At 40.5% G+C, this 9,979-nt stretch carries 8 protein-coding genes; 3 read left to right on the forward strand and 5 right to left on the reverse strand.

The window, feature by feature from the left end:
* Window positions 1-86: 86 nt before the first annotated feature.
* The 3 genes from RSX31_RS06425 to RSX31_RS06435 form a co-directional block, all read right to left on the reverse strand.
* Window positions 87-3,704 carry a dynamin family protein gene (locus tag RSX31_RS06425; protein WP_315633931.1) on the reverse strand — a complete coding sequence of 1,206 codons (3,618 nt, stop codon included), beginning with the start codon at window positions 3,702-3,704 and terminating at the stop codon, window positions 87-89.
* Between the two features lie 445 nt (window positions 3,705-4,149).
* Window positions 4,150-4,716 (reverse strand): isoprenylcysteine carboxyl methyltransferase family protein, encoded by a 567-nt coding sequence (locus tag RSX31_RS06430; protein ID WP_148994314.1) that lies wholly within the window; start codon window positions 4,714-4,716, stop codon window positions 4,150-4,152.
* Window positions 4,716-5,786, reverse strand: a complete 1,071-nt coding sequence (locus tag RSX31_RS06435) for a type III polyketide synthase (RefSeq protein WP_148994136.1) — start codon at window positions 5,784-5,786, stop codon at window positions 4,716-4,718. Before RSX31_RS06435 ends, RSX31_RS06430 begins: the two co-directional genes overlap by 1 nt.
* A 202-nt stretch (window positions 5,787-5,988) precedes the next feature.
* On the opposite strand from RSX31_RS06435, the gene RSX31_RS06440 reads away from it, so the two are divergent.
* On the forward strand, window positions 5,989-6,438 hold the full coding sequence (locus RSX31_RS06440; protein ID WP_148969419.1) for a chemotaxis protein CheX: 450 nt from the start codon (window positions 5,989-5,991) through the stop codon (window positions 6,436-6,438).
* 56 nt (window positions 6,439-6,494) lie between these two features.
* On the opposite strand, the gene RSX31_RS06445 is transcribed toward RSX31_RS06440, so the two are convergent.
* Both RSX31_RS06445 and RSX31_RS06450 read right to left on the reverse strand, forming a co-directional pair.
* Window positions 6,495-7,265: an SDR family NAD(P)-dependent oxidoreductase gene (locus RSX31_RS06445; RefSeq protein ID WP_148994137.1), complete on the reverse strand. Its 771-nt coding sequence runs from the start codon at window positions 7,263-7,265 to the stop codon at window positions 6,495-6,497.
* A 67-nt stretch (window positions 7,266-7,332) separates the two neighbouring features.
* A complete protein-coding gene (locus tag RSX31_RS06450) occupies window positions 7,333-7,467 on the reverse strand; it encodes a hypothetical protein (RefSeq protein WP_262371776.1) in 135 nt (44 codons plus the stop codon).
* Between the two features lie 380 nt (window positions 7,468-7,847).
* Here RSX31_RS06450 and RSX31_RS06455 point away from each other — a divergent pair, with 380 nt between their 5' ends.
* Together RSX31_RS06455 and RSX31_RS06460 are read left to right on the forward strand one after the other, a co-directional pair.
* Window positions 7,848-8,324, forward strand: a complete 477-nt coding sequence (locus RSX31_RS06455) for a cytochrome c oxidase subunit II (protein WP_148994138.1) — start codon at window positions 7,848-7,850, stop codon at window positions 8,322-8,324.
* Window position 8,325: 1 nt separating this feature from the next.
* On the forward strand, window positions 8,326-9,972 hold the full coding sequence (locus RSX31_RS06460) for a b(o/a)3-type cytochrome-c oxidase subunit 1 (RefSeq protein ID WP_315633935.1): 1,647 nt from the start codon (window positions 8,326-8,328) through the stop codon (window positions 9,970-9,972).
* Window positions 9,973-9,979: the final 7 nt, after the last annotated feature.

Below are 9,979 nucleotides of genomic sequence, written 5' to 3' on the forward strand. Positions count from 1 at the left end.
CTTCTGATCAGTCTTGATTCCTCGAATGTGAATACATGTAGCACAGCAATGATAAGTATTCGCCACGACCTTCCTCCTTCTTTTCTTTAAGCTTGAATCTGTTCTAGTTGCTTCAAATCATACTTTAGCTTGTTCAGGTCCTGAACGGTCTCTAAAGCCTCCATATTTGAATTGATCTGCTCCATCACCTGAATCAACATTTCTTCTTTAAGTGTGTCAAACTCTCTGTTTAAATACGAAACACCCCAATCTTCCAGCCGCTCCTGCTCCTGTTCTAAATAGCTATCTGCAGGCTCTTGAAGTAATGCTTCCAATTTTTCCTGAACAATCTTTTTTCCGCCTTGTTCAAAGAAATGCTTCGGATTCTTAAATGAAGAAAAGGCTTCTTCGAATAGTCGCAGCTCTGTTTGTTTAAATGCGTTCTCAAATTCAATGGTGCTTTCGTTTTTGTAGTCCTGAGGAGATAATACCAGTTCTTTCTCAACCTGTTGAATCATTTCTCCAAGGACCAACCACTGCTCAGTCAGTATTTTCTGAATGAACTGCTGAATGCGAAGAGAAGTGGCTCTCATTTCCTGTGCCAGATCAAATCCGATACTTGCAAGAAATTCCTTCAATCCTTCCTTTATCGCTTGGGATTGGTTGGAGTATTGCAGAAACAATCCTGAATGGAAGGCTTCCTTATAAAAATCGGATACCCGGAAAAATACCCTTTGCTTCACATAAAACACAAGTTCCTTGGATTCTTGATGCATTTCGACCTCAAGTGGGTGGACGGATTTGGTATCGATAAGTGAGCGAACCTCATCCTTTGCATCTTTCAGCTCCTGTTTGCGTACTTCCATGTATGTTTTATCACTTGAAGCCGTATGAATATATTGTTTAAATCGTTGCAGGCCTCTATCCCATTCACTGAGAGCGGACTCAATACTCATGCTCACTAATTCATTCTGTATAAAAGTTTTGAATTCCTTCTTAAATATATCCATTCCTGACTTTTCAGAATCTGATTCTCTAAGAGCCTGAAGAGAAGATACTCCAAAGATCCTTGGAAAACGGATTCCATATTGAATCAGCTGCGTCTCCACATAGTCGATCACTTCATTTTTTTCTTCCTCGTCGCTTGCAAGATCGATGGCATTGACGACAAAGAACATTTTATCTAATTCAAACGTGTCCTTCACCCGGCCCAATTGAATGAGGAATTCACGGTCTGCCTTGGCAAATGCATGGTTGTAATAAGTCACAAATAGTATCGCATCCGCATTTTTGATATATTCAAATGCTACTCCCGTATGACGTGCATTAATTGAATCTGCTCCTGGTGTATCAACCAGTGTGATTCCCTGCCTTGTAATATCACAATCGTAATAGAGATCGATGGATTCTACAAAACAAGCTTGAGCTTCATCCGCCACAAACCCTCTATACTCTTCAAGATTGGCCTTTATTCTCATTCCAAGACTCCCTTTAAAGGCAGGATAACCATTATAAAAAGCCTGCAGGAATGAAAGATGTACATTTTCCTTACCGCTTCCTTCACTCGTTAAAGCAGGGACAACCTCCATAGCTTCATCCAGTGTTGAAACACTGCGATTGAAATAGGATAGGGAATGGGCAATGTCTTGAAATAACTGGTCGTACGTCTTGATTTGGACGTGAGCGGTCTCATGCTCACCGACTTCTGATACGGGATTGATTCGATTGATGGAGGCCGTTGTCGGATTCGGACTCACCGGGAGTATTCTCTTCCCTAATAGTGCATTGGCAAATGATGATTTCCCCGCACTAAACGCACCGAATAATGCGATGGTAAAGGATTGATTGGACAGTCGCTCTTTCTTTCCTTCTAATAAATCTGCCGTCTTTCCAAAACCTTTGTATCTCCTGAATACGCTGGTCATCGTTTCTAAACGTTCGATAACCTGTTCAATAGAAACTTGTAGGTCTTGGTGTGGCTTCTGCGAAATCTCTTCCCTTGTTCGAATTGTTTTCTCTTTCTGAGCAGTCTCAATGTCAGGTGCAGTAATATAATCTTCCGCTGTTGCTTTCCATTTCCCTATCCATTGTTTGATCACAAGATCAGCCTGTCTTTGATCGACCTTAACACTCATTAACTTTCCAAGTTGAGCGACCTTCTCTTCATGCAATGTGTTCCATTGATAGATGAATGCTGTTTTCTTTTGGAGTTCCTTAAGGTCTTCCTCTAAAGCTGAATTCTCTTCTGAAGAGGCGCTTTCAATTTCATTCAAAGTATCTTCAATCAAATCATTTGTATAGGCCCTGGCTTTCCTCTTTAACTCCTCAGAAAGATCATCACAGTATTGGAGGACGTAATCACTCGTTATTCCTGCACCAGGTTTGATCATATCCATAAGGAATTGTTCATCCACTTCCAGAGATAATTGATCCCACTTGATGCGTTGGTCTGATGAAGGACTGTATTCTTTCAGCATGTTTTTTCCCAATGTCTTAAGATGCCATTCTAATTGAGACTCGACCCGTGTATTTATATCGTCTTTAAACTTCTGGATCCTGACCGCTTTTTCGTCTTCTGTTTTTTGTTTTGAAAATAAAAATCCTACTTTAAAGTCTGATTGTCTGCTTTCCAGAAAATCCTTCGCTAATTCTCTCGTTTCAAACGGCATTAAATACGCATTTTTAAGGATTTCCCTTCTTTCTTCCTCAAAATGCTCTTTTATCGCTTTTACGTTCCCTCTTGCTAATGTTTCAATTAAATTTTTCTCAGTCTGAAGAAGGGAGTCTTTGTCATTCCATTCTTCGGGTGTCAGGATGTTTCTTCCTTTTTCCTCGATTTTTCCGAGCTCTTCCTCATACCACTTTTCATGCTCAGACCTCAATTGGGAGATGGCCGATTCTGCAGAAGCTTCAATCAGTTCACTTTTCTTCATCACCTGCTCTTCAATCAAAGATTCTAATTTTTCAAGATCATTATGAGGATGATGTGGAGCTTTTAAACTTGTAAAAAACATCCCATTGGGTACAACACCCCAAGATGCAAAGGAATTCTCTACACTTTCTTTAAAGTCACTGAATGACAATTCTTCTTCCTGGTGTTTATCAATCTGATTTACAATGAGATACAGCTTGACTCCATGACGGATCATTTCCTTTGTGAACTCGAAGTTCACCTGAGATTGAACATGGTTATAATCCATCACATAAAAGACGGCGTCGGCGAGATGGATGGCCGATTCCGTTGACAATCTGTGGGCATCATCCGTACTGTCTACACCCGGTGTATCTAAAATGGATACACCCTCGGGCATCTCACTTTTGCTACGACCTATTTCAACAGAGTATACTTCCTCACCGTTTTTGCAGAAGTCCCTAATGGTGGCAAACTCATACGGTGCCTGAAAGTATAGGTTCTGGGAATGATGATAATGAATTTTTGCGAAATCCGTTGGTGCATGGTGCACCTTTACTAAATTTGCACTGGTAGGAATCGGACTAGACGGGAGGATTTCTTCTCCCATTAAGTGATTGATCATCGTTGACTTCCCTGCAGAGAAATGGCCGCAAAAGGCTAGAATCAATTCATCATTGTGTAATTTCTCTGCTAATCTTTCTACCTTTGAAGCCCGCTCGTCGTCTCCGGATTGAAGGAACCGATCGTGGTAGGCTGTAAGTTGTTGCAATGTATTATGTAATTGTGTACTTTTATGCTTTATCTGACTCATTGTAATAGTTCCTTTCTGTTTTCAGAAAAATGGTAACGGTTTTATTTTATCGTATTTATCTCAATTTCTCTATGAAATCATATCAAGCAAAGGAAATAATGATAACGGTATCAGTATATGCAGAGGTTTTATTGATTGAAAAACAAAAAAGCCCTCTTCCGGAGAAGAAGGCTTTGTATCTATTGAGTTGTTTCGGTTGCAGTCAGGTTTGAATGAACAAAAGTTTTTGAGTTTTTCTGGTATGAAGATATTTTCTTTTTTTGTGCTGAATCCTTCATCACATTTGATAAAACATACTTCATCATGAAGCCATACACTATTACAGTAAATACGATCAGAAACCATACCATATTTGTCTCCACCCTTTTGTTATTTTATAAATGAGAATAATTTTCATCTTCAATTAGAATCTTATCAAAAACGATAATCATTTTCAATAAGAAATTTATTTTTCTTTTTTGAATAGTGGAATCCAGCCTTTAGTATGAAGGTGAATCCTTTCGTAATCGGTTTCAATTCGGAGGGCATTTTCCTCCAATGGGATCCGGATAGAGAGAATGAATTGATTCAATAGTGCAAAGATAAAAAGTGTCCAATAAGCATTAAAGAGCAATGGGACAACTAAAAATTCCAATGTAACGATAAAATAATTAGGATGTTTCAAAAATTTATAAGGACCTTTCGCGACCACTTCAGCGTTCGGAAGCACAATGATCTTCGTATTCCAGTACTTCCCGAGGGAAGTAATCACCCATATTCTTCCCAGTTGAGTCAGGATAAAACCAGTCAACAGGAGTGGCCAATAGGCATTAACTCCTTTATGAAAGATCCCTCCTTCTATTAGTAAAGAAACAAAAAACGCTATATGGATGGCGACCATCATTTTATAATGGGACTGCCCATATTCTTTAGCTCCCAGTTCCTTCATCCACTTTTCATTGGACTTGGCAATGAATAGCTCCACAAGTCTCTGAATCATCAGTACTAAAAAAAACAGAATGAAATAGAGCATCATTCCCACCTCATCAAAAGCAGTTCTGAACTAAACCCTGGTCCTAAAGCGGTTCCCAAGCCTATATCTCCACGCTTACAGCCTTTATTCATAAATTCCTTCAGCACATACAAGATGGTTACAGATGACATATTCCCATATTCCTTCAACACCTTCAAAGATTCAGAGGTCATACTTTCATCCATCCCTAAAGCTTCCTGGTAGGCTTCAATCACTTTCCTGCCGCCGGGATGAGCCACGAAATGTTTAATGTCTTCAAGCCTAATACCATTAACGTTGATGAACCCCTCCACATTCGGACGTAGCCAGTTCCTTACAAGTGTTGGTATATCCTTTGAAAACACCACATACAGTCCATTATTCTTTACATCCCACCCCATCACATCAAGGGAATCCCGAAGCAGTGTCGACTGAGTGGCAAAAATGGTTGGCAAAGGATGCGTAATGCCTTTAAGCACTGGACTATCATCACCACAAATAACGGCACAAGCCACCCCATCCGCAAATAACGAGGTACCAATCAGATTGCTCTTTGACCGATCTCCATGCTGAAAGGTGAGAGAACAAAGTTCAATGGAAAGGACGAGAACATTCGCTTTAGGAAATGCTAAACAGTACTCATAAGCACGTGACAATCCACTCGCTCCACCAGCACACCCCAATCCCCAAATTGGTATTCGTTTTACATGAGGTGAGAATGGCAGATGATTCATGATTCTTGCTTCGAGACTTGGTGTCGCGATACCTGAGGTTGATATCGTAATAATCGCATCAATATCTTCTAATGTAAGTTGATGTCGGGATAAGCTCTTCTTAACAACTTTGCTGCCTAAATCAACTGCATGATGAATGAATTCATCATTCTTTTCTTGAAAGGTATGCTCTTCCGAGAACCAGTCGATATCTTTTACGAAATAACGGCTATCTATTTCACCATTTTCAAACACGGAGAGAAGACGTCCGATATCTTTAAAACTTTTGGAAAACAACTGTTTCGCAAATTCTGCCGCTTCTTTTTGCGTAATTTTCACAGGGGGAATCTCGGTTTCAACTGAGAGAATTTTGGGCATAATCAAATCACTCCTTACAATTCCATGTAAGGATAGCTTTTCCATTCACTCACAAATCATGTATTAGATTCCCCTTCTCTTACCAAAGGAGCGATTGAAACCCTCCAAAATGTTCATTATTATGAAAATAATACTAAATTACACATCTTTAGTACCAGGTATTATGGTATGATTACAGTGACAAAATAGCGGAGGATACGACATGATTTTAACGAGAAGTGTAACAGATATTTTAAATAGTTCAATTGAAGCCCTTAAAGGGGTGATCCCCTTATACATTGACGTTTTACAGCCCTCGTTATTGACTGAGCCCTTTAGTCAGCATAAAATCGGAGTACTCATTGGAATTACCGGGGATGTAAGGGGCCGAATGATTATTGATGGTGAAGAAGAGTGCTTTCAATCCCTTGGGGCTTCAATGTTCGGTATGCCACTAGAAGGAGAAATGCTTGAATCTTTTGCAGGTGAATTAGGAAACATGATTGCAGGAAACCTTGCTACTCTATTAGCTCAAGCCGGCCATACCCTGGACATCACTCCCCCTACCGTCATTGTTGGTCAATCAAAAATGTACGGGTTCGAAAAACCCCTAAAGCTGCCCATAGTCATTGAGAATGTGGGACATTTCTTAGTAATTCTAATGATTGAATAATTGCCCTGAAATAGATAAAAGGCTAACCTCAAGCATATTGGTTAGCCTTTTAGTGTTTAGAAACCTTGAATCGTCATGCCGCCATCTACAAAAATGGTTTGACCGGTAACATAATTCGAAGCATCCGATGATAAGAAAACAGCCGGTCCCACAAGTTCTTCCAGTTCACCGATTCTTTTTAAAGGTGTTACGGCCAAAATATCGTTTACATATTCTTCATTTTGCAATAATTCTGCCGTTAATGGTGTTTTGAAATACCAAGGCCCGATACTATTCACATTGATATTGTATTTTCCCCATTCCATGGCTAAAACCTTCGTCATTTGAATCATGGCCGCTTTCGTCGAAGCGTACACAACCCCCGTACGTAAGGCAACATGACCAGCAACAGACGCTATGTTAATGATTTTCCCCTGCTTCTTTTCCTTCATATGTTTACCTGTTTCCTGACTCATCATAAAAGCAGATTTTAAATTTGTATCCATGATGGTTTGCCACTCTTGATCCGTAACCTCAAGGGCAGTAGAACGGATATTCATTCCTGCGTTATTAATCAAAATATCAATGGAACGTTTTTGATCTTCTATGTAAGCAATCGCTTTTCGAATTTCCTCCCTTGATGTTATATCTGTAGGGATTATATACGCCTTTCTACCCAGCTTTTCTATTTCACTTGCCACATCTTCTAAATCATTCCGCGTTCTAGATAGCAGGACAACATCCGCTCCTGCTTCAGCTAAACCAATACTGAGAGCTCGTCCAATTCCACGGCCTGCCCCGGTGACCACTGCCAATTTATCGTTTAATGAAAATGAAGGTAAATACATCTTCACACCACCTCACCAATTATTTGAATCTTCTATATATTAACACAGTCCCTTTGTCGATAAAACTTTAACCGTTTTTCTTATTTCCTTGTCCATTTTGAACATGAATATTGATTTTCCCCTCGACATCGATGTGACATTGAGGACAAACCGTTTTCTCAGAATAAATCTGGCAGCACTGTTTACAATAATATTTTTCCATCGGATAGCCCCCCCATAAATTGCTCACTCATACACTCTATGCACATTCTTGACAGATGTGAACCAGTGAAAGACCTATCCCTTCCTGACTTCACATTTATTTCACAATATTTCAAGTAACCTGTGACATTTATCACAGATTCATAGCGGTTTACACCTTTATGATAGTGATAACAAAATCAATCATCCAATGAATGGAAGGAATGAAATATATGCCGAAACCGGAATTTCATCAAAAGACAGAGGTTAAGGTCGAAGAGTCTACTTCTTTAAAAGGTACTTTTATTTCGGTCCTGTTTCTGGGCGGATTTTTAGTGCTTACATGGCTAGGGGTATTCATCCTATTTTTAAATCGTTTTTAACTTTGAAGGAGTGGTTTACATGCACATGCATCGTTATGAAAAATGGTGGTTAACGTTAGGAACAGGGTCTCTTATTTTATTTTTAATTATTTTAGGCATCAGTGCTTTTCACCAAGGACATCAACCTCCAAGCGCGAAAGCATACGTCAATCCTGAGCAAGTGGATAAAATCTCGCCTTTTAACGAGCCGGGATTGAAGAAAGTAGAAGGAAAGGCTTGGGATTACGAATTAGTGTTTGTCGCATCTGCCTTTCTCTACACGCCCGGGGAAATTGAAATACCTAAAGGATCTACACTTAAAATCATCGCCACAACAAAAGATGTTGTTCACGGATTTGAAGTTGCAGGAACAAATATTAATATGATGCTTGAACCAGGGTTTGTCAGTGAATATACAACAACCCTTGATAAGACAGGGGAATTTCTAGTTGTCTGTAATGAATATTGTGGTGTAGGTCATCACACAATGAAATCTATGATTAAGGTGGTGGACTAAAATGAAGCGATTTGTAAGGATTGATAAAAAAGATGCTACATTGGCGATGGCACATATTTATGTAGGCTTTATTGCCTTGGCACTAGGTGGATTGGCAGGATTATTACAAGTGTTGGTGAGGTCAGGGAAGTTCATATTGCCTGCAGGGATCGGCTATTATCAGGTGTTAACGGTTCACGGTGTATTACTGGGGTTGGTATTGACCACTTTCTTCATCTTAGGATTCCAGCATGCTGCCATTTCGCGAACTTCCGGTACCTATTCCGGGAAATCCCGCTTGTTTGGCTGGTTAGGCTTCTGGGTCATGCTTATGGGCACAATCATGGCCGCTGTTATGATTCTATTAAATGAAGCAACTGTACTATATACTTTCTATGCTCCTTTGCAGGCCCACTGGATATTTTACTTAGGGTTGACCTTCGTCGTTGTTGGAAGCTGGTTGGGTGGAGCCGGCATGATCATCAAATATGTAAGCTGGCGAAAAGAAAACCCTGGACAACCAAGCCCTCTGTTAACATTCATGGCCATCATCAATACCGTCTTATGGATTGTCGCCACCATTGGTGTGGCTGGAACGGTTTTATTTCAGCTCCTTCCTTGGTCTCTCGGTCTCGTTGATCGGGTAGATGTACTTGTTAGCAGAACATTATTTTGGTATTTCGGTCATCCCCTTGTATATTTTTGGCTGCTGCCTGCCTATATGGCATGGTATGTCATTATCCCAAAAATCATTGGCGGGAAAATATTTTCAGATTCGTTAGCCAGACTTTCCTTTATATTGTTCCTCCTATTCTCTATCCCGGTTGGTTTTCATCACCAATTAGTGGAACCGGGAATCGACGCGTATTGGAAGTTTTTACAGGTAGTTCTTACCTTTATGGTTGTCATACCTTCCTTGATGACTGCATTTTCTCTGTTCGCAACCTTTGAAATGTACGGCAGATCCAAAGGAGCTACCGGATTGTTTGGATGGTTTAGGAAGTTACCATGGGGAGATGCCCGCTTTACAGTGCCATTTATCGGCATGGTTGCCTTTATCCCAGCGGGAGCAGGCGGATTAATCAATGCATCGAACCAGATGAACCAGGTTGTTCATAACACCATCTGGGTCACCGGTCACTTTCACTTAACCTTGGCCACTTCTGTTGTCTTGACGTTCTTCGGTATTGCCTATTGGCTCGTACCTCATTTAACAGGACGCGTCTTGACGAAAGCAATGAACAAGCTGGCGATCGTGCAAGCCATTGTTTGGTCTGTAGGAATGGGCATCATGTCAGGTGCCATGCATGCTGTCGGATTACTCGGCGCTCCAAGAAGATCCTCTTTTTCAACTTATGGGGATGCACCGCAAGCCCTTGAATGGATTCCGTATCAAGTCGCACAAGCCATCGGGGGAACGATTCTTTTTATCGGGATCATTCTGGTTCTATACATCTTTATCAATCTGGCATTCTTCGCACCTAAAGGAGAGGAAGAATTCCCAGTCGGTGAAAAAGCCGAAGCAGCTGAGAAAACACCAATGGCTATTGAAAACTGGAGGATTTGGTTAACCATCTTAGCAGCCCTCATTCTTGTTGCCTATACCGTTCCTTTCATAGACATGATTCAAAACGCGCCTCCTGCTTCCAAGGGATATCGTTTGTGGTAAATAGAAA

This window comes from Rossellomorea yichunensis (genome assembly GCF_032337515.1).
GTDB classification, from domain to species: Bacteria; Bacillota; Bacilli; order Bacillales; family Bacillaceae_B; genus Rossellomorea; species Rossellomorea yichunensis.

Bases quoted from the DNA above. Each gene is read 5' to 3' on its own strand.
- RSX31_RS06435 (WP_148994136.1), bottom strand. From the start codon at position 5,786: ATGCCCAAAATTCTCTCAGTTGAAACCGAGATTCCCCCTGTGAAAATT.
- RSX31_RS06460 (WP_315633935.1), top strand. From the start codon at position 8,326: ATGAAGCGATTTGTAAGGATTGATAAAAAAGATGCTACATTGGCGATG.
- RSX31_RS06425 (WP_315633931.1), bottom strand. From the start codon at position 3,704: ATGAGTCAGATAAAGCATAAAAGTACACAATTACATAATACATTGCAA.
- RSX31_RS06455 (WP_148994138.1), top strand. From the start codon at position 7,848: ATGCACATGCATCGTTATGAAAAATGGTGGTTAACGTTAGGAACAGGG.
- RSX31_RS06450 (WP_262371776.1), bottom strand. From the start codon at position 7,467: ATGGAAAAATATTATTGTAAACAGTGCTGCCAGATTTATTCTGAGAAA.
- RSX31_RS06440 (WP_148969419.1), top strand. From the start codon at position 5,989: ATGATTTTAACGAGAAGTGTAACAGATATTTTAAATAGTTCAATTGAA.
- RSX31_RS06430 (WP_148994314.1), bottom strand. From the start codon at position 4,716: ATGCTCTATTTCATTCTGTTTTTTTTAGTACTGATGATTCAGAGACTT.
- RSX31_RS06445 (WP_148994137.1), bottom strand. From the start codon at position 7,265: ATGTATTTACCTTCATTTTCATTAAACGATAAATTGGCAGTGGTCACC.